At 71.9% G+C, this 20,252-nt stretch carries 9 protein-coding genes; 1 reads left to right on the forward strand and 8 read right to left on the reverse strand.

The features are described from left to right. Positions 1-105 precede the first annotated feature (105 nt). Positions 106-927 carry an aminotransferase class IV gene (locus tag AGRA3207_RS13620; RefSeq protein WP_231334990.1) on the reverse strand — a complete coding sequence of 274 codons (822 nt, stop codon included), beginning with the start codon at positions 925-927 and terminating at the stop codon, positions 106-108. A gap of 260 nt (positions 928-1,187) precedes the next feature. Here AGRA3207_RS13620 and AGRA3207_RS13625 point away from each other — a divergent pair, with 260 nt between their 5' ends. Next, on the forward strand, positions 1,188-2,744 hold the full coding sequence (locus AGRA3207_RS13625) for an amino acid adenylation domain-containing protein (protein WP_231334991.1): 1,557 nt from the start codon (positions 1,188-1,190) through the stop codon (positions 2,742-2,744). A 121-nt stretch (positions 2,745-2,865) separates the two neighbouring features. Here AGRA3207_RS13625 and AGRA3207_RS13630 read toward each other — a convergent pair whose 3' ends face one another. The 7 genes from AGRA3207_RS13630 to AGRA3207_RS13665 all read right to left on the reverse strand — a co-directional run bounded on the left by AGRA3207_RS13630 (position 2,866) and on the right by AGRA3207_RS13665 (position 20,250). Continuing rightward, positions 2,866-3,702 (reverse strand): class I SAM-dependent methyltransferase, encoded by an 837-nt coding sequence (locus AGRA3207_RS13630; protein WP_231334992.1) that lies wholly within the window; start codon positions 3,700-3,702, stop codon positions 2,866-2,868. Between the two features lie 768 nt (positions 3,703-4,470). Next, positions 4,471-6,717, reverse strand: a complete 2,247-nt coding sequence (locus AGRA3207_RS39805) for an MMPL family transporter (RefSeq protein ID WP_273700040.1) — start codon at positions 6,715-6,717, stop codon at positions 4,471-4,473. Then, on the reverse strand, positions 6,711-7,871 hold the full coding sequence (locus AGRA3207_RS13645) for an acyl-CoA dehydrogenase family protein (protein ID WP_231334993.1): 1,161 nt from the start codon (positions 7,869-7,871) through the stop codon (positions 6,711-6,713). The genes AGRA3207_RS39805 and AGRA3207_RS13645 overlap by 7 nt, the downstream gene beginning before the upstream one ends. Positions 7,872-7,882: 11 nt before the next feature. Then, positions 7,883-9,025 carry an acyl-CoA dehydrogenase family protein gene (locus AGRA3207_RS13650; protein ID WP_231334994.1) on the reverse strand — a complete coding sequence of 381 codons (1,143 nt, stop codon included), beginning with the start codon at positions 9,023-9,025 and terminating at the stop codon, positions 7,883-7,885. A gap of 7 nt (positions 9,026-9,032) precedes the next feature. After that, on the reverse strand, positions 9,033-9,863 hold the full coding sequence (locus AGRA3207_RS13655; protein ID WP_231334995.1) for a thioesterase II family protein: 831 nt from the start codon (positions 9,861-9,863) through the stop codon (positions 9,033-9,035). A 6-nt stretch (positions 9,864-9,869) separates the two neighbouring features. Then, positions 9,870-14,591 (reverse strand): non-ribosomal peptide synthetase, encoded by a 4,722-nt coding sequence (locus AGRA3207_RS13660; protein ID WP_231334996.1) that lies wholly within the window; start codon positions 14,589-14,591, stop codon positions 9,870-9,872. Positions 14,592-14,646: 55 nt separating this feature from the next. Beyond that, positions 14,647-20,250, reverse strand: coding sequence for a type I polyketide synthase (locus AGRA3207_RS13665; protein WP_231334997.1), 5,604 nt, complete (start codon positions 20,248-20,250; stop codon positions 14,647-14,649). Positions 20,251-20,252 lie beyond the last annotated feature (2 nt).

The raw sequence follows: 20,252 nt of genomic DNA on the forward strand, positions 1-20,252 counted from the left end.
TTGGCAAGAGCCCACAGCGATGCACTTCAAGGAGTCTGTGAGACGAATCGTCCCCATGCGGCCGACATCGATCCGGTGGCGATGACGGGGAGGTTCCCCGCCACGTCAGATGAATGTAGCGGCGGGATCGTCGATGAGTTTCGCGCTGAGCACGTCGAAGATGTTCTTCACTTGCCTGGTGATCGGCCCGGGAGCAGAGGGGAGCTCGACACCGTCCACCATGCGTATCGCTTGCACGTCACGGGTCGTCGAAGTCAGAAACGCTTCTTCACAGTGCTGAAGTCGACCGATCGCCACATTCGCCTCTGTTCCGCCGGAACATTCCAGCACCAACTCCCTGGTGATCCCCGCCAGGCAGCCGGAGGACAAGGGCGGAGTGATCAGGCTTCCGTCCAGCACCGCGAAGATGTTGCTTCCTGTTCCCTCGCACAGTCCTCCTGCCGAGTTGGCGAAGATCGCCTCATCCGCCCCCCGCTGGCGTGCGTACTCCAAAGCCAGGACGTTCTCACCGTAGGAGGTGGTCTTCAGCCCGGCGAGGGCCCCGTTCTCGCAGCGCGGCCACGGAACCACCGCCACGCTTGCGGCCGGCGGGAACGGCTTGCCCTCGGCGATCGCCACCACGGTGTTGGGTCCGTGGTCGCCTCGGTTCGACGCCAGGGGACCGATACCGCTGGTGTGCGTGATCCGGATCCAGCCGACGGGCCACGCTGGAGCGTCGGCGAGGACGTCCATGACACCGCGCTCGATGACGTCCAAGGCGGGGGCGGGCAACCCCATGCCGTGAGCAGAACGTCCCAAGCGCTCTAAGTGCCGCGCCAAGACAAGCGGGCGGCCACGCACAGCCTTAATCGTCTCGAAAACTCCGTCTCCCGCAATCAGGCCGTGGTCGAAGACCGATATCAAAGCTTCTTTTGGATCGTACAGCACACCATTGATCCAACACTTCACAAAAGCCTCGTTTCACTCGATGAACAGAACCCTTCAAGCGACGCCGATCGCGTTGATGTGCTTCGGCCATTTGGAACGGGCAACGGTAGCAACCTAACTCCACGGATCAAGTGAGTCAAGACCGGATTTGCGTATACCATCTACAGCCGCAGGTATGGTCAGGGCATCGACGCCACCCGAACATGACCACAACACGCGCCTGACCAGGCGAGTCAAGTCATCCATCCAGAGGAGGTTCTATGCCCCGGGAGCCGCACGAGATCGTGCGCGACTCTGAATCGTTGGCCGACAGGCCATCTTCGCTTTACGCAGCTTTCAGCATCGTCGCGATGAGTCGCCCTCACAACGTTGCCGTTTGCGAAGAGGGACGGGAGCTGACATATAGAGAGCTCGACGCTGCGGCCGGCGAACTTGCGGATCGTCTCAAGCACGCAGCGCCCGGTCCCTATGTGGGTCTGGCGCTGCGGCCGAGCATCGAACTCATTGTGGCCATCCTCGCCGTGCTACGTGTGGGCAAGGCCTATGTTCCACTGGACCCCGGCGGACCACCGGACCGCATAGACCGGATCCTCAGTCAGTTCATGTCGCTGCCGGTCCTCGCGGAAGACGACCTGGCGGGCCGGCTGGCCGCAGCACAGAGCGCAAGGGTGCTGCGACTGCCGGAAGTGACCGAGGGGGCCACCCCTTGGCCCGCGCAACCTCCGGCAGACCTCTTCCCGGAAACCTCCGCCTACGTCATCTTCACTTCCGGGTCCACCGGTGTGCCCAAGGGCGTCGTGGTCAGCCATCACAACGTGATGCGGCTGTTCCATGCCTGTGAGGAGCATATGAGTTTCAATCCCCAGGACGTCTGGTGCCTCTTCCACTCACCTGCCTTCGACTTCTCGGTGTGGGAGATCTTCGGTGCCCTTCTCAATGGCGGACGACTCGAGATGGTTCCCTCTTCCACACGCAAAAACCCCTCCGACTTCGCAGAGTTCCTATGTACCCGAGGGGTGACCGTACTCAACCAGACACCGTCTGCCTTTCGGCAGCTCTGTGCCGTCATCACCACTGATCACGCGCCTCGGCTGGCCCTGCGGAAAGTGATCTTCGGTGGAGAGAGGTTGGACCCCGGCACACTACGACCGTGGTACGACCTTATGGGGGAACAAGTTGAGCTCGTAAATATGTACGGCATAACTGAGACGACCGTCCACGCAACCTTCGTCAAGCTGTCACCCCGTGATGCCATGACAGCGGGCCGAAGCGTCATCGGCCGCCCGCTTTCCGATTTGCGGGTACGTGTCGTCGATGAACGTCTGCGACCCGTTCCGCCGGGGACGCCGGGGGAACTCCTGGTCTCTGGTGCCGGACTCGCCCTCGGTTATCTAGGTGATCCTGATCTGACCGCAGCCAGGTTCCGGGAAGATCTTGAACCGGGCTGCCGGTGGTATCGCTCCGGTGACCAGGTGATCTCCTCCGAGGACGGCCGACTGACCTACCTCGGCAGACTGGACCGGCAGGTCGCACTCAACGGCTATCGAATCGAGTTGGGGGAGGTGGAGACCGCGTTGCGCGGCCTGCCCGGGGTCCTCGACTGCCACGTGCTCCTCGACACGGTCCCGGCCGCTCCCCGATTGGTGGCCTATCTCGTCCAGCGAGAGCCCATGCCCACCCAACAAATACGGACGGCTCTGCGGAACGACGTGCCGGCATACATGATTCCGACAGTGTACGTCCCCCTCTCCGAACTGCCGCTGACGCTTAATGGAAAGGTCGACGAAAAAGACCTGCTGAGTCGGCTATCCCGATGATGCGTAGGTTGCCGTGCTCGATGGGGGTGGAGCAGATCCTCACCGCGGATGAGGTCCGCCGGCGGAATCCGACGGCTCGGTCCGCGGAGAGGACCGCGGCTCTGCCCGGTGCCATGGAGACTCAGGGACGGACGGCGCTGACCAGCCAGACATCTCCGGGGATCAGGACGCCTTCCGGAGTCTCGAAGGCGAGCAGTCCGTCCCGGAGTTCGTTCCGAGTCTGCTCGGCGACTGCTTGGTCGACACTCTGGAGATTGAGGCGCACCGCCCCCTGGCTGAAGATGAATTCGGTCGCGTCCTCGGCGTCCTGCCCGAAGTGCATGGGCGCCTGGACCGCCGCGATGGTGACGTCCGCGAAACCCGCCGCGCCGAGCACTTCGCGTATACGGGCCGGATCGAGCAGAGAATCCATTCCGCGAGCGGTGGGCGCCGGTTCGCGCAGCAGCGGCTTCAACGCCGCCGTGGCACAGGCGATGGGGCTGTCGGACGTTCCTGCTTGCGGAACCAGGAACGCCAGCCGTCCGCCCGGTCGCAGGCCGAACAGGATGTTGGCGAAGGCGGCCACCGGGTCTTCGAAGAACAAGCAACCTCCCCGGCTGATCGCCACGTCGAAGCCGCCCTCGGGGAATGGATGGACCTGCGCGTCTCCCTGTTCGAACCGGGCATTGGCGATGCCTTGCTCGGCCGCATCCGCACGTGCCCGCTCCAGCATCGGCAGCGACAGGTCCACGCCGACCACCTGCCCATCGGACGCACAGCGCGCGGCCAGCAGCGTGACGTGGCCGGTGCCGCATCCCACATCGAGCACCTGGTCGCCAGGGGTGATCGCGGCGGCATGAAGAAGATCGTCGTTGAAGGCGTTGACGATCGCGTTGTAGCGACCCGCGTTCTGCGCCCGATGGACGCCTTCCCAGCCGTTCCATGCCTCGGCGTGGTGCGTGTTCGCGATGGGCCGCATGGCCACCGTCCTCTCCAAGATCTATGGCGAGTTCGGCTTCAGTTAAGCGACAGTCATGATCGAGGTCAAGGGAAACCTGCTTACCAAGATCTTTGAGACGCGGCGACACAAGCGGTACACGAGCTGTTCACCCAGCAGAGATACCGTGTAGCGGTATCCTAAGAAATCATGAACGGGCAACGGAACGATCGAACGTCCACCCCCTCCGGGCCTCAGGCGCGCCCGATTGCCGAACCCGCGCCGTTCAACCGGACCGGACATTCGATTTCAATGCCGTCCGGAACCTGATATTTATGCGGCTCGTAAATCTGATCAACACTTTCTCAGTCCTTGCGCGAACAATTCCTCACCAGGACCCTCGTCACAGAAGGCCGAGATGTCCTCCTGTCCGATTCCTGCGACGGAAGCAGGGCGACTCGGGCGAGCCTGCGGCCGTTGTTCATGATATTGGAGCAAATCCTGTCTCACCGTTACAGCAGTGGCTCCTCTTTGGCTGGGAGGCGAGCTTGAGGAGCTCGTGGAGGCGTGCACTCTGGTCGACTGTCGATTTCATTTGCTCGAGTGTGATCAAGATCGCGGCCAGCGAAGGCGGCACAGGCGTGTCCTCGGTTGCACTGTCCTCACCTGTCAGGGAATGACTGGCCAATTGGTCTAGTTCTGCTGCCAGGTGGCGGACCAGGGCTTCGGGGGTTGGGTGCTCGAAGAGTAGGGAGATCGGAAGGCGCACCTCTGGCATGTGGTCCGGTTCCGGGTCCTTGAACGATCTCTTCATTGTGGTGACTCCAAGCTGGTAGGTCCTGGCCGCTTGTCTTCGTGGCGGCCGTCGGCGAGGGCCGGCGGGTGCTCGGGTTTGCGGCGGTGGAGGTGGTTCAAGGGGGGTGGGGACCACCAGTTGCGGGTGCCTGTCAGGCGCATTACGGCGGGGACGAGGGTGCCGCGGATGAGGAAGGCGTCCACCAGGACGGCCAGGGCGAGGCCCACGCCGAACAGTTTGATGAAGCTGACCCGGCTGGTGGCGAAGGCGATCATGACGACGGCGATGAGGAGGGCGGCGGCGGTGAGGATGCGGCCGGCGCGCTGGAGGCCCGTGGCGATGGAGGTCGCGTTGTCGGCTCCCTTGTCGTACTCCTCCTTGATCCGGGAGAGCAGCATGACCTCGTAGTCCATGGAGAGGCCGAAGGCCACGCAGAACATGAGGACGGGCATGGAGGCGTTCAGGCCGCCGGTCGCGGTGAAGCCGAGGAGGCCGGAGAGGTGGCCGTCCTGGAAGACCCACACCATGGCGCCGAAGGTGGCGGTGAGGCTGAGGACGTCGAGTGCGATGGCCGTGATCGGGATCGTCACGCTGCCGAACATCAGGAAGAGGAGGACGGCGGTGATGACGGCGACCAGGGCGAGGGCCAGGGGCAGGCGGGTGAGCAGTGAGTGGTTGGAGTCGACGAGGGCGGCCGATTCGCCGGTGACCTGCACGGGCCAGGGGGCCTGTGCGTCGCGGACGTCGCGGACGAGGTCCTGGCCCGCCGTCGACATCGGTTCGACCGACGGGACCACCGAGAGGTAGGTGGCGCGGCCGGCGGTGAATTTCGCGTGGCGGGGTGAGGTGTCGAGGAGGCGGCCCGGTTCGCAGTCCTTTGTGCCGGTGCCGCAGTAGGTGCCGGTGGCGGCGTCGACGCGGGCGACGCCGGGGAGGCGTGCCAGGCGGGACGCGTAGGCGTCGATCTGGGGGCGTTGCACGCCGTCGGGGGCCAGGACGGAGAGGGCGCCTGATTCTTCGGAGAACTCCTGGCGCAGGACGTCGTGGACCTCGCGGGCGTTCGACGAGGAGGGCAGGACCCGGTCGTCGAGGGAGGTCAGGTTGAGGCTGAGGAACGGGGCTCCGAGGAGCAGGAGCAGGGCGATGGCGGCGGTGGCGACCGGGAGGGGACGCCGCATCACGGTCGTGGCGACGCGGTACCAGAGGCCCTTCTCGGGTGGGGAGACGGAGCGGCGCCAGAGGGTGAGCGCGTTCACCCGGGGGCCGAGCAGGACGAGCAGGGCGGGCAGGACGACGATCGACAGCAGCCCGGCGAGGACCGTGACGCCCACCGCGGCGTAGGCCATGCTGCGCAGGAACGTGAAGGGGAACACCAGCAGGGTCAGCAGGGCGGCGGCGACGGTGAGGGCGCTGAAGGCGACGGTCCGTCCGGCGGTGGTGACGGCGCGGGCGGCGGCCGTGCGGGGGTCGTGGCCCGCGCGGAGTTCCTCGCGGTGGCGGGAGACCACGAACAGGCTGTAGTCGATGGCGAGGCCCAGGCCGAGGGCGACGGTGAGGTTGAGGGCGTAGATCGACACGTCGGTCACGGTCACCAGGAGGCGGAGCACCAGGAACGTCCCGACGATCGACATCATGCCGACCACCAGCGGCAGGAGGGCGGCGACCACGCCGCCGAACGCCAGGATCAGCAGGACCAGGGTGATCGGCAGGGCGATCGTCTCGGCGCGGACGAGGTCCTTCTCGATCGCGGTGTCGACCTCGTGGGACACCTCGGCGGAGCCGCCCACGCGGACGTCGAGTGCGGCGTCCGCCCGTTCGTAGCGGGGGGCGAGGGTCGTGAGGCGGTCGTTGACCCGGTCCTCGTCGCCCGTGACTCGGGCGATCACCAGCGCCCGGGTGCCGTGCCCGTCGCGCAGTTGCGGGGCCTTGCCCGCGCTCCAGTACGACAGGACGTCGTCGACGCCGGGCTCGGCGGCCAGTTCCCTGGTCAGCGCGGTGCCGGCGGTGGACGCGGCGGGGTCGTCGACGGTCCCGCGGCGGACGGTGACCAGCAGCACCAGGTTGGGCGCGCCGACGTCGAAGCGGTCGGCGAGGGCCTTCTCCGCCCGCGCGGACTCCGAGGCGGGGTCGTCGAAGCCGCTGGAGGTGAGCAGGTCCGCCACGCCGCCGCCGAGGGGCGCGGCGATCACGGCGACCAGGACGGCCGCGAGGACGATGAGGCGCGGATGCCGGGTGGACAGCCGAGCCGCCCGGTTCAGCATCGCGGCGCCTCCTGCAGGACGTTCCAGGCGATGGTGCGCAGCAGGATGTTCGAGGTGCCCTCGTAGATCTGCCCGATCTTGGCGTCCCGGTAGCGTTTCTCGGCCGGATGCGACGTGCTGAACCCGTTGCCGCCGAAGGTCTCGACGGCGCGGGAGGCGGCCCGCTCGGCGACCTGCGCGCAGAACTGCTTGGCCATCGCGGCGCGGGTGAGCAGCTCGGGGACGTGGCGTCCGCTGTCGGCGAGGCGCGCGGTGTCGTACATCAGCAGCCGCGCCGCCTCCAGCTCGGTGGCGACCTGGGCGAGGGGGAGCTGCACGCCCTGGAACTCGGCGATGGGCTGCCCGAACTGGTGGCGCCGCTTGGCGTAGGCCACCGACTCCTCCAGGGCTCCGGCCGCCAGGCCCACCATCTGCGCGGCGATGCCGATCCGGCCGAGGTTGAGGGTGTCGATGGCGATGTCGTAGCCCTCGCCCTCCTCCCCCAGCCGGTCGTCCTGGGAGACGTGGACGTCGTCGAGGCGCACCCGGCAGGAGGAGCTGGCGCGGAGGCAGAGCTTGTCCTGGTTCGGGCCGACGGTGAGTCCGGGGGCGGCGCCCGGCACCAGGAAGGCGGTGACGCCGTGGGCGCCGTGCTCGGGTGCCACGGTGGCGAAGACGACGAAGACGCCGGCCTCGCGGGCGTTGGTGATCCAGACCTTCTCGCCGGTGAGCAGGTAGTCCTTGCCGTCGCGTTTCGCGCGTGTGCGCAAGGAGAACGCGTCGCTGCCCGCCTCGGGTTCCGACAGCGCGTAGGCGCCGACGGTGTCACCGGCCAGCCGGGGCAGGTGGCGGGCCTGCTGCTCCGGGTTCCCCCAGCGCAGCAGCGCGCTGTTGACGAGGACGTTCTGGACGTCCACGCAGACCGCGACGGCCGGGTCGACGCGGGCCAGCTCGGCGATGACCAGGCTGCTCATGACGAACGTGCCGCCCGCGCCGCCGTACCGGCCGGGGATCTCGACGCCCATCACGCCCAGGGCGAACAGCTCGTCGATCAGCTCGCGTGGCATCAGGGCGTCGCGGTCCATCGTCGCGACCCTCGGGCGCAGTTCGTCCTCGCCCCAGCGGCGGACGGTGGCGCGCAGCGACTCCTCGTCGCCGGTTCTCGGCGTCTGCATCGCGTGACCTCTCATTGGAAGGCCGACAGGCCGAGGACGGAGCGTGCCACCACGAGCTTGTGGATCTCGGTGGTGCCCTCGGCGATCGTCAGCGTCCGGGCGTCTCGGAAGTGGCGTTCGAGCGGGTGGTCCGGGGACAGGCCGTTGGCGCCGTGGAGCTGGATCGCGTCCGATGTCGCGCGGACGGCCATCTCCGTGGCGTACGCCTTCGCCATGGACGCCTCGCGGTCGGCGCGCCGTCCGTCCTGGACGGCGGCGAGGGCGCGGTGGATCAGCAGCCGGGACGCATCGATCCCGGTGGCCATCGCCGCGATCTTGTCCTGGACGAGCTGGAACTCGCCGATGCGCCGCCCGAACTGGCGGCGCTCGCGGACGTGGCCGACGGAGGCGTCCAGGGCGGCGCGGGCGAGGCCCACCGCGATGAGCGACAGGCGGCAGCGCGACCATTGCAGCCCGTCGAAGATGCGCTGCATGTTCCTGAGCGACCCGTCGGGGCCGACGCAGTTCTCGCGCGGGACGCGGCAGTCCTCGAACACGATCTCCGAGGTGACGAACGCCTTGAGCCCCAGCTTCGGCAGGTCGCGCGTCCGGTAGGGGGACCGTTCGCGCTCGACGATGACCGGCCGGATGCCCTGCCGGCCGTTCTCGAGGTCGGCGTGGCACAGGACGACCGCGTAGTCGGACACGTCGCCGTTGGAGATCCAGCGTTTGCGGCCGTTGATGACGTACTCGTCCCCGCGCAGCACGGCCCGCGTCTCCATGGCCGCGTTGTTGGAGCCGTGGTTGGGCTCGGTCGAGGCGATGCAGCCGATCTTCTCGCCGGACAGCAGCCCCGGGACGGCCCGTTCCCGCAGCTCGGGCGGGCCCGCCTGCCGGATGTAACGGGCGCAGCCCTGGGTGATCATCAGGCAGCCTTCGAGGGAGGGGAACACCCTGGCCAGCTCCTCGCCGGCCAGGGCGCCCGCCACGAGGTCGGTCGGGTCCATGGCGTAACCGTGGCCCTCCAGGGACTCGACGAGCGCGGGCAGCAGGTCCAGCGGCAGGCGATCGTCGGTGTGGCGGTCGGCGAGGGGACGGAATTCGCGTTCCAGCCCCTCGCGCAGGCCGCCCATCGGGTCGTCCGGCGTGACGGGATGTCCCAGCAGGGCGGTCATGTCGGCATCACTCCCGGCTGTCGGTGAGACGCGCCAGCTCGGCGCGCAGGCCCTTCACGAACACGTCCCGCGCCGAGTCGAGGAAGAAGTGGCCGCCCGGGACGTGGGTGACCGAGAAGCCGCCGCGGGTCAGCTCCCGCCACGCCTCCAGGCCGTCCCGGGACACGGTGGCGTCGGCGTCGCCGCCGAAGGCCGCCACCGGGACGTCGAGCGGCGGCCGGGGCCGGTGCTCGTAGGTCTCGCACACCGCCATGTCGGCGCGCACGATGGGCAGCATGATCCCGGCCAGTTCCTCGTTGCCCAGCACCGCGGCGGCGGCGTTGTCGTAGCGGGCGAGGCGGGCGAGCAGGCCGGCCCTCGGCAGGTCGTGCATCGGCGGGCGCGCCGGCGGCAGGTGCGGCGCCTCGAAGGCCGCGACGAACAGGGCCCGCGGGCCGGGCAGGCCGCGCCGTGCCAGCTCGTGCGCGACCTCGAAGGCCAGCAGCGCGCCCATGCTGTAGCCGAGCAGGACATAGGGCTTGTCGAGCCTGCCGGCGAGCCGGCCGGCCAGGTGCGCGACGAGGGGGCGCAGCCGCGTGAACGGCACCTCCCGCAGGCGCCCGCCGTGGCCCGGCAGCTCGACCACGCCCATCTCGACACCGGCGGGAAGCCCGTCCGCCAGGCCGAGGAGGCCGCCGGCCCGTCCGCCCGCGTAGGGCAGGCAGAGGAGCCGGAGGCTCGCCTCGGGGTCGGGCCGCGGGCACAGCAGCCACTCCTGGCGGTTCCCGCCAAGGGGCCGCCGTGCCCGACGGCCGTCACGCGGCTCGCGGACCGCGTCCGTCGTTCCTCGTGCCTCCATGTCGGATCAGGCCGGCAGCCCGGCGGCGGGGTTGGCGGACGTCCCGAACCGCTCCCGGAATCTGCGGATCGACTCCTCGGTCAGCAGGATCCCGTCGCACTGCATGGGACCGGCCTCGAACCCGAGCTCCAGGAGGGCGTCGACCTGCCGGGAGCAGTTGTCCCAGTCGGCCGGTCCCACGGAGGGGGCGAGGGCGTCGACCTGTGTCGCCAGCAGCGAGGAGAGGATGCAGCTGGTCATGCCCTCCGGGCTCGACGCGTCGGGGCTGTTGCGCAGGAACTCCTCGACGCCCTCGGCGCCGACCAGCCGGGACACGACCGCGGGGACGTGCACCAGCTTGGCGATGCGCTCGCCCGCCTGGAGGACGCCGCCCTCGGCGAAGAGCAGGTCGTGGTGCTCCTCCACGCGGGCGACCGCCAGTTCGCGGCGGTAGCAGGGCGGCACCGAGTCGTCGACGACGAGGGTCCCGGGCCGCAGCCGCTCGATGTCCAGGACGTCCGGCGCGTTGGTGGCCCCGATGATCAGGGTCGCCTCGTAGAACTCCTCGGGCAGGCTGGACGTCGATCCCATCACGCGGATCTCGCCCCGGTAGCCGTGGCCGGCGCGGAGCTCCTCGGCGAACCGCTCGATCATGCCGACCTTGCTGTACAGGTCGCACAGCAGGATCCGGCGCGGGTGCGGCAGCTTGTCCAGCATGAGCCGCAGGGACGCGCGGCCCACCGAGCCGAGGCCCAGGCTGCCGACGGTCTCCTCGGCGAGGTCGCGGCCCGACCGGTGCGCGATGTTGCGGACGCCCATCATCACCGACGCCGCGGTGGTGTCGTGGCCGGTGGTCACGGCGGGCAGGTCCGTGCGTCCCTCGACGGCCGCGAGGACGGCCCGTCCGTAGTCGGTCGCCGAGGCGAGCAGCCCGGTGAGGGACGTGGTCTTCGCGCCGAGCCGTCCCGCCAGCTCAAGGCCGTCGATGATGGTGCGGACGAGGCCGTCCCGGTCGGCGTACAGCTCCGCGGTGTTGAGCCGCGGGATCATGATCACGGCGATCCGGCCGAGCCGGGTCGTCATGATCTCCACGAGCAGGGGCAGCCCGCCGAAGATCTCGTCGAGCATGCCCTCGCCGGCGGACGGGTCGATCCCGGCCTGCTCGAACAGCACCGACGGCATGGCCAGCAGCGCCGCCGCGTCGACCGGTTCGAGCTTGCCCGCCGCGGACAGGCTCAGCAGGTCGCGGCGTTCGAGGACGAGGCCGTCGCCCACCTCCCGCGAGTAGCCCCCGCCGTTCCCGGCGGTGCCGTTCGCCGCGGTGCCGTTCGCCGGGGCGCCGTTCGCGGTGCCGTTCGCGGCGGGACCGGACCGGCCGGACGCGGCGGCGGCGCCCTCCGGCGCCTCCAGGGCGGCCGACAGCTCGGCGATGGTGGGGTGGGCGAACAGGAACCGCACCGTGAGGTGGCGTCCGACCTCGGCCGACACCTTCGACACCAGGTTCACGGCCTGGAGCGAGTCGCCGCTCAGGTCGAAGAAGTTGTCGTCGATCCCGATGTCGCCGGCCTTCAGCGTCTGCGACCAGAGCGCCGCGAGCCGCTCCTCCAGCGGCGTGCGCGGCGGCGCCGAGGCGCGGCCCGCGGCGGCCGGCGGCAGGTCCCGCGCGGCCAGCGCCGCCCGGTCGATCTTGCCGTTGACGGTGAGCGGCAGCGCGTCGAGCGTCACGAACGTCTTGGGGATCATGTATTCGGGCAGCTTGTCGCGCAGCAGGGACCGCAGCCCGCCCGCCGTGGGCTCCTCGTCGCCCGCGGTGGTCGTGAACGCCACGAGGCGGCTGCTCTGCCCGCCCTGGTCGTCCTCGGCGGCGAGGACGACGGCGGCGCGCACGGCGGGGTGCTCGCGCAGGACCGCCTCGATCTCGCCCAGCTCGATCCGGTATCCGCCGATCTTCACCTGGAAGTCCTCGCGGCCGAGCAGCTCGATGGTGCCGTCGGGGAGGCGGTGGCCGCGGTCGCCGGTCTTGAACAGGCGCTCGCCGGTCTCCGGGTGGGTGACGAAGGCCGCGGCGGTGCGCTCCTTGTCGCGCCAGTACCCCTCGGCCACGCCGACGCCGCCGATGTAGAGGTCGCCGGGCACCCACAGCGGGCGGGTGTCGAGCTCCTCGTCGAGGACGTAGACGGTCTGGTTCACCATCGGCCCGCCGTAGGGGATGCTCGCCCATTCCGGCGACACCTCGCCGACCGGGTACAGGATCGACCAGATCGACGCCTCCGTCGCGCCGCCGAGGCTGATCACGCTGATGCCGGGCACGAGCCGCCGCAGGCGGCCGGGCAGCGTCAGCGGGATCCAGTCGCCGCTGAGCAGCGCCAGCCGCAGCGAGCCCGGCACGCCCACGCCGACGCCGTCGGCGTACTCGACGAGCATCCGCATGAGCGCCGGGACGGAGTTCCAGACGGTGACGCCGCCCCGGTCCATCAGCTCCAGCCAGTGGGCGGGGTCGCGCAGGCCCGCCTCGTCGGGCAGGACCAGCGTCGCCCCGGCCGCGAGCGTCCCGAACACGTCGTAGACGGACAGGTCGAAGCTCAGCGAGGACAGCCCGAACACGCTGTCGTCCGGGCCGACCCCGTAGCGCCGGTTGACGTCGGCGACCGTGTTGAGGGCGCCGCGATGGGAGATCATGACCCCCTTCGGACGGCCGGTGGACCCCGAGGTGTAGATCACGTACGCGAGGTCGTCCTGGCCCTGCGCCGGCTCCAGCGGCGTCTCGTCCACGTCGTCGAGGGGCTCGGTGTCGACGCACAGGCGCCGCACGCCGCCGGGCCAGTCCAGGCGCTCGTCGACGGCCCGCTGGGTGAGGACGAGGCCGGCTTCGGCCTCGTCGAGGATGTGGTGCAGGCGCTCGCGCGGCAGCGCCGGGTCCAGGGGCAGGTACGCCGCCCCCGACTTCAGGATCCCGAGCACGGCCGCGACCTGCTCCCAGCCCTTCTCCATCACCACGGCGACGAGCGCGTTGGGCCTGGCGCCCTCGACGCGCAGCCAGCGGCCGAGGCGGGTCGAGCGCCGGTCCAGGTCGCCGTAGGTCAGGGTCGCGGCCGACGACAGCACCGCCGGGTGCCCGGGCGACTTCGCCGCCTGCTCGACGAACGCGTCGTGCAGGAGCCCGGCGGGCAGCGGCGCGTTGGTCGCGTTCGCGGTCCGCTCCCGCTCGCGCTGGCCCTCGGGCAGCAGGTGGCGGCGGCCGCGCTCGTCCCAGCTGGCGGGGTCCTCGGCGAGCCGCTGCACGTGCCGTCCGAAGGCGGCCAGCATGTCCTCGACGACCCCGGGCGGGAACAGCGACTCGACGACGTCCCACGTGCACGTGAACGCGCCGTCGCGCTCGCCGCTGCGCACCTCCAGGTAGACCTGGGGGGTCTGGCTGACGGCGTAGGCCAGCTCGCCGAGCGCGGAGTAGTCGAGGCTGTGCAGCTCGACGCTGTTGAACACGACGTACTTGTTGCCGCGGGGGCTGCCGCCGCGCGCCTTGGCCATCTCGCGGATCACCTGGATGCCGCTCACCCAGCGGCAGTGCTCCAGGTCGTCCACGAGCTGCTGCTGGACGCGGCGCGCCCGCTCCAGGAAGCTCGACCCGGGGGCGGGCGGCACGTGCAGGTGGTTGGGCAGGGTGAAGCTGCCGATGATCTCGTTGACCTCGCCGTGGACCGGCAGGCGGTCGAAGAACGGCGCGTTGAGGCTGAAGTCGTTGTGCTTGCTCCAGGTCGCGACGACGTCCGAGAAGGCGGTCAGCAGGACCGCGCCCACCATCAGGCCCTCGTCGCCCGCGCGCGTCTTCAGCCGCTCCCACGGCCCGGGCTCCACCAGCCGGGCGTAGTGCGCCACGAACGGCAGGTGCCCGGCCGGGCGCTGCGCGTTGACCACGGGCAGCTCGGGCGGCGGGGGCAGCGTCGGGAGCCGCCTCCGCCAGTAGTCGAGGGCGCGCTCGTGGACGGGCGAGCCGCGCAGCGCGGTCTTGGCGACGAGGTAGTCGCGGGTCGTCAGCTCCAGCGGCGCGATGTCCTCGCCGGTGTAGAACAGCGCGAGGTCGCGTCCGAGCAGCTGGAGGCTCAGCGAGTCGGCGATCAGCAGGCTGGTGATGATGTGGATCCGCGTGCGCTCGTCGTCGATCCGCGTCAGCCGGACGCGGAACAGCGGCCACTCCTCCTGGACGAGCATCTCCTGCGGCATCGTCGCGCGGAGGTCCTCCAGCCGCTCGGCGACGGCGTCGGCGGGCCGGCCCCGCAGGTCGAGCACGTCGACGACGTAGTCGGGGACGTCGGCGAGGATCTGGTTCCGCCCGTCGGGCAGGACGACGGCGCGCAGCATGCCGTGCCGCCGGACGACGCGGTTCCAGGCCGCGGTGAACCTGTCCACGTCGAGGGCGCCGGCGTCGAGCTCGATGTAGGCGTTCGAGGAGACGTTGCCGACCTCGTAGGCGTCGTGCCGGCCGGCCCAGAGGGCCTGCTGCATGTCCGAGAGCGGGAACGGCTCGTGCAGCCGGTCCGGCGCGGGCTCGATCTTGGGGATCGCCGCGGGCAGGGCGCCGTAGCGCTCGCGCAGCACCGCGATGATCTCCTTCTTGCGAGCGCGCAGCGCCGCGCGCAGCCCGTCGTTCAGCGCGCCGTTGGGGGCGCGGACCCGCAGCTCGTCGGCCTCCACCCAGAGGTAGGCGCCGCGGCGTGACAGGTCGGCCATCAACTCGTTCACGTTCTCCATCGCTATGTCCTCCAGAGGTGTTCTCGTCGGTCGGTCCCGCACGCGATCGGCCCCCTCAGATCACGTCGAACTCCTCCCAGTCGTCGTCGCCCGCCGGGGGACGGGGCACCTCGGGCGTCGCGGGGAGGAGCATCCGCTCGGCGAGCCGCCGCACGCTCGACCCCTCCAGCACGTCGACCATCGGCACCGAGATGCCGAGGTCCACCTCGATCTGGTTCTTGATGCCGACGGCCACCAGCGAGTCCAGGCCGACGCTGTTCATCGGCTCCTCGACGTCCAGCCGCCCGGGCGGCATGTCGAGGGCCCGGGCGATCTCGACCCGCAGGTACGCCTCCAGCAGTTCCCGGCGGTCCCCGGGGTCCGCGGCGGCCAGCCCGTCCGCGGTCAGCGTGCCCCGCCGGACGGTGTCACCGGCGGCGGCAGCCTCGGCGCCCGCGGCGGCCACCAGCTCCGACACCAGCGGCGACCCGCCCGAGGCCGCCGACGCGGACGCCCAGCGGCTCCAGTCGACCGGCGCGACGGCGATCTGCGGCGTCCGGAGACCGAGCAGCCGGTCCAGCGCCTCCATGCCCGTATCGGCGGCGATGCCCTCGATCCCGGCGAGCGCCACGAGCCGGTCCGCGCCGCCTTCGCGGACCGACAGGCCGGTGCCGGCCCACGGTCCCCACGCGATGCTCAGGGCCGGGCGGCCCTCGGACGCCCGCGCCGACGCCAGCGCGTCGAGGAACGCGTTCCCGGCGGCGTAGTTGCCCTGGCCCGGCGACCCGAGGGTCCCGGCGATCGAGGAGAACAGCACGAAGAAGTCGAGGGGCAGGCCGGCGGTCAGGCGGTGCAGGTTCCAGGCGCCCGCGACCTTGGGTTCGAGGACGGACAGGAGCCGCGCCGGGTCGAGGGTGCCGAGCGTGGCGTCCTCCAGGACGCCCGCCGCGTGGACGACGCCCCGCACCGGCGGCATGGACGCGGCGGCCTCGGCGAGGACGCGGGCCAGCGCCTCCTCGTCGCCCACGTCGGCCCGTGCCACCGTGACCTCGGTGCCCGCGCCCCGCAGCTCCCGCAGCATCTCCTCGGCGGCGGCGCCGGGCGCGTTCCGGCCGACGAGCACGAGGTGGCGCGCGCCCCGTCCGGCGAGCCACCGGGCCGTCAGCAGGCCGAGGGCGCCGAACCCGCCCGTCACGAGGTACGCGGCGTCGCCGCGCACGACGTCGACGGGGACGGCGCGCCGCGACCCGGTGCCCACCAGGCGCGCCACGTGCCGCCGCCCGGCTCGATACGCCACCTGGGTCTCGGGGTCGTCCGCGTGGAGTTCGCCCGCGAGCCACTCCGCCGCCGGGGCGCCCGGGCTGGGCTCCAAATCGACGAGCGTCGGACGCAGTTCGGGGTGTTCGAGTTGCGCGACCCTGCCGAGCCCCCAGAGGGGCGCCTGCGCGACCGACACGGCGGGCGGCGGGTCGTCCACGGCGTGGACGCCGCCGGTCAGGAGCCACAGGCGCGGCGCGGCACCGGGCGGCGGGTCGTCCGTGAGCGCCTGGATCAGGTGGAGGGCGCTCACCACGCCCCGGTCCTGCGCGGCGCGGAGGCCGGCGGTGCCGGTCCGTTCCGGCGCCGGGGCGTCCAGGGACCAGAGGTGGACGACGCCGCGCAGCGTCCCCAGCCGCCGACGCGCCTCCGCCACGGCGCGGCGCACGTCGTCGCCGCGATCGGGACGGGCCGTGAGGTGGTCCGGGTCCGCCTCGTCGTAGCCGTCACCGGCGGACACCCGCACGACCGGCTCCCCGGCCCGCGCGAGACGTCCCGCCAGCTCCGCCCCCACGCCGCCGTCGTCGGCGAGGACGAGCCAGCCACCACCGGCCGCCTTCGCGGGCCCGGCCGCGGTGCGCTCCTGCGGCCGCCACCGCACCTCGTAGCGGGCGCGGGCGAGTTCCGCCGCCGCGGCCGGGCGGACGCCGCCGTCGAGGCGCCTGGCGTGCACGCCCTCGAAGAGGACGACGGTCGTGCCGTCGTCGTCGGCCAGCCGCACGTCCCCGACCACCCCGGCCGGGACGGCGCCGTCGGCCGGAGCGGCACCGTCGGCGGGGCGCAGGCGCGCGTGGGCCCACAGGCGTCGCGGGGCGCCCGCGCCGGATGTTCCGGGCGCCACCACGACCCGGCCGACGGCGGCGGGGACGTAGGGCCGCCGCTCGTCGGCGCCGGTCCCGGCCTGGACCGCGGCGCCCAGGACTTGGAGGCCCGCGTCGAGCAGCACCGGGTGGACGCCGTACGCGCCGACCTCGGGGACGGTCGCGGAGGGCACCGCGAGGACCGCCAGCGCCTCCCGCTCGCCCGACCAGAGCCGCTCGACCGCCTGGAACGCGGGGCCGTACTCCATCCCGCGCGAGCGCATCGCCTCGTAGAAGTCGGCGGAGGCGATCTCGTTCCCGCAGCGGGTGCGGGCGGCGTCGAGGTCCAGCGCCCGGAGGTCGTCCTCCGCCGGGCCGGCGGGCACGATCCTCCCGGTCGCGTGCAGGGTCCATCCGGGCCTGCCACGGGTGTCGTCCGCCGGGCGCGCGTAGGCGCGGAAGGCCAGGCCCGTCCCGTCCGCGCCGGACACGCGCACCTGGAGCGCGGCCGCGTCATCGCCCAGCACGAGCATGCGCTGGAGCTCGAACCCGGTCAGGGTGATCGCGGCACCGGGCGTCCCGCCGGACGCCTGCGCCGCGGCGGCCCGGGCCATCTCCAGCCAGGCGGCGCCCGGGACCACCGTCGCGCCCTGGACCCGGTGGTCGTCGAGGAAGGCGGGCGCCTCAGCGGCGATGGTGTTCTCCCACACGTGGCCCGCCGCGGCGTCGGCCAGCCGCACGTGGTGCCCGAGGAGGGGGTGGCCGGTGCCGTTGCCCGGGCCCGCCTGCCCGCCGGGAAGGGCGAGCCAGTGCCGCTCGCGCTGCCAGGGGTAGCCCGGCAGCCGCACCGGGCGGCGCGGGGCGGGGTACAGGCCCGTCCAGGCGGGCTCGAACCCCAGGACGTACAGCTCGCCCAGCGACGCCAGCATGCTCTGGCGCGGCGGCTCGTCCCTGCGGAGGGACGGCAGGAGCGCGGCGCTCTTCCCGCGGGCCTGCGTGCCCTGCGCGATGGCGGGCAGCAGCACGGGGTGCGGCGACAGTTCGACGAACACGTCGTGGCCGCCGTCGAGGAGACCGGCGACGGCCGTGTCGAACAGGACCGGCTCCCGGATGTTCCTGGCCCAGTAGGCGCCGTCGAGCGACCCTTCCTCCGCGGTCGTGCCGGTCACCGTCGAGTACATCGGCAGCCGCGCCGCCGCCGGGCGCACGTCGCGGAGGGCGGCGGCGAGGTCGGCCGTGAGCGGCTCCATCTGCGGGCCGTGCGAGGCGAAGTCGACCGACTCCAGGACGCGGCAGAACACGCCCCGCTTCCGGAGCCGTTCCGCGACCTCCTCGACGGCCTCCGGGTCACCGGTGAACACCGTCGAGGCGGGGGCGTTGACCGCCGCGACGGCCAGCCGGTCCTCCCGGCCGCGCAGCTCCTCGCGGGCGGCGTCGGCGGTCAGCTCGGCGACGGCCATCCGCCCCCGCCCGGCGACCGTCCGGATCAGCCGGCCGCGATGGCAGACGACGCGGACGGCGTCCTCCAGGCTCAGCGCGCCCGACAGGTGCGCCGCCGCCACCTCGCCCATGCTGTGGCCGACCACGGCGTCCGGGACGACGCCCCACGACCGCCACAGTCCCGCCAGCGCGACCTGCACGGCGAACAGGGCCGGCTGGCAGTGGTCGGACTCGCCGAGACGGCTCGCCGCCTCGTCCGCCCACAGCTGATCGAGCAGGGACCAGCCGGCCTCCGCGCGGATGAGGCGGTCGCACTCCTCCAGCTTCGCGAGCAGGGCCGGCTCGTCCCGCAGCGCCGGGTCGAGCGGCCACCAGCGCGGCCCCTGCCCGGAGCAGACGAAGACCAGCTTCCGCCGCCGCTGGGCACCGGAGTCGCCCGAGACCGTCCCGCCCTGGGTCTCGCCCTTGAGGAACGCCCGGATCTGGTCGGCCGCCCGCTCGCGGCTGCCCGTGACGAGCGCCAGGCGGTGGCGGTGGTGCGAGCGGCGGGCACCGGCCGTGTAGGCAATGTCGTCGAGGTCGTGCGCGACGTCGAGGTCGCGCGCGGCGCCGGGGCCGTTCCCGTTGGACGTACCGGCGCCGTCGGGCGGGTCGTCGCCGTCGGAAGGTCCCTGGCCGTTGGGCGAGCCGTTGCCGTTCCGGAGGTCGTGGCCGAAGGCGCCGAGGTGCCGTTCCGCGACCTGGAGCAGCGCCTGGGGCGTCCGGGCCGAGAACGGGATCAGGACGGTCCCGCCCGCCCGCGCCGGGCCGCGGTCACCGGCGGGGACGCCGGCACGGTCGCCGCCCGGCGCCTCCTGGATCACCAGGTGCGCGTTCGTGCCGCCGAACCCGAACGAGCTGACGCCCGCCCGGACCGGCCCGTCGCCGTCCAGGCGCGCGGGCTCCGCGGCCACCCGCAGCCGCAGCGCCTCGAAGTCGATGCGCGGGTTCGGCTCCTCGATGTGGAGGCTGGCCGGGAGGCGGCGGTGCTCCAGCGCCAGCACCGTCTTGATCAGGCCCGCGACCCCGGCGGCGGCCTCCAGGTGGCCGATGTTCGACTTGACCGAGCCGACGGCGCACGGGCGGCCCGGCGGGCGGCCGGCGCCGAGGACGGACCCCAGCGCCTGGGCCTCCATCAGGTCGCCGAGCACCGTGCCGGTGCCGTGCGCCTCGACGAAGTCCACGTCGGCGGGCGCGACGCCGCTGTGCCGGTACGCGGCCCGCAGCAGCGCCTCCTGCGACAGGCGGTTCGGCGCCATGAGCCCGTTGGTGCGGCCGTCCTGCATGACCGCGCCGCCGCGGATCACCGCCCTGACCGGGTCGCCGTCGGCGAGGGCCCGCGCCAGCGGCTTCAGCACGACGACGCCCGCGCCCTCGCCGCGCACGTAGCCGTCGGCGCGGGCGTCGAACGTCTTGCAGCGCCCGTCGGCGGCCATGACCCCGGCCTTGCTGAAGTTGATGCCGGCCATGGGCGAGAGGATCACGTTCACGCCGCCGGCGAGCGCCAGCCGCGACTCCCCGTCCCACAGGCTCCGGCAGGCCAGGAGCACCGCCACCAGGGACGAGGAGCACGCCGTGTCCACGGCGAGGCTCGGTCCCCTCAGGTCGAACAGGTAGGAGAGCCGGTTGGCGGCGATGCTGAGCGCGGTGCCGGTGCCGGAGTACACGCCGATGCCGCTCAGCCGCGAGGACTGGAGCATCGCGTAGTCGTTCGTGCTGATGCCGACGAAGACGCCGGTGTCGCTGCCGGTGAGGTCCGAGCGCACCTGCCCGGCGTCCTGGAGGGCGTCCCAGGCGCCCTCCATCAGCAGCCGCTGCTGCGGGTCGATGGCGCCCGCCTCGCGGGGGGAGATGCCGAAGAACTCGCGGTCGAACCGGTCGGCGTCGTGGACGAAGCCGCCCCAGCGCGTGCTCATCTTCCCGGGCACCGCCGGGTCGGCGTCGTAGAGGTCGTCGACGTTCCAGCGGTCGGGCGGCACCTCGGAGATGGCGTCCGTCCGGTCCGTCAGCAGCCTCCAGAACTCGCCGGGGCCGTCGGCGCCCGGAAACCGGCACCCGATTCCGATGATCGCTATGGGTTCCATGC

The sequence above is a fragment of the Actinomadura graeca genome (genome assembly GCF_019175365.1).
Classification (GTDB): Bacteria; Actinomycetota; Actinomycetes; order Streptosporangiales; family Streptosporangiaceae; genus Spirillospora; species Spirillospora graeca.

Excerpts from the sequence above, each read along its gene's own strand:
- AGRA3207_RS13665 (WP_231334997.1), bottom strand. The coding sequence starts at position 20,250 with ATGGAACCCATAGCGATCATCGGAATCGGGTGCCGGTTTCCGGGCGCC.
- AGRA3207_RS13625 (WP_231334991.1), top strand. The coding sequence starts at position 1,188 with ATGCCCCGGGAGCCGCACGAGATCGTGCGCGACTCTGAATCGTTGGCC.
- AGRA3207_RS13660 (WP_231334996.1), bottom strand. The coding sequence starts at position 14,591 with ATGGAGAACGTGAACGAGTTGATGGCCGACCTGTCACGCCGCGGCGCC.
- AGRA3207_RS13655 (WP_231334995.1), bottom strand. The coding sequence starts at position 9,863 with ATGGAGGCACGAGGAACGACGGACGCGGTCCGCGAGCCGCGTGACGGC.
- AGRA3207_RS13645 (WP_231334993.1), bottom strand. The coding sequence starts at position 7,871 with ATGCAGACGCCGAGAACCGGCGACGAGGAGTCGCTGCGCGCCACCGTC.
- AGRA3207_RS13650 (WP_231334994.1), bottom strand. The coding sequence starts at position 9,025 with ATGACCGCCCTGCTGGGACATCCCGTCACGCCGGACGACCCGATGGGC.
- AGRA3207_RS13630 (WP_231334992.1), bottom strand. The coding sequence starts at position 3,702 with ATGCGGCCCATCGCGAACACGCACCACGCCGAGGCATGGAACGGCTGG.
- AGRA3207_RS39805 (WP_273700040.1), bottom strand. The coding sequence starts at position 6,717 with ATGCTGAACCGGGCGGCTCGGCTGTCCACCCGGCATCCGCGCCTCATC.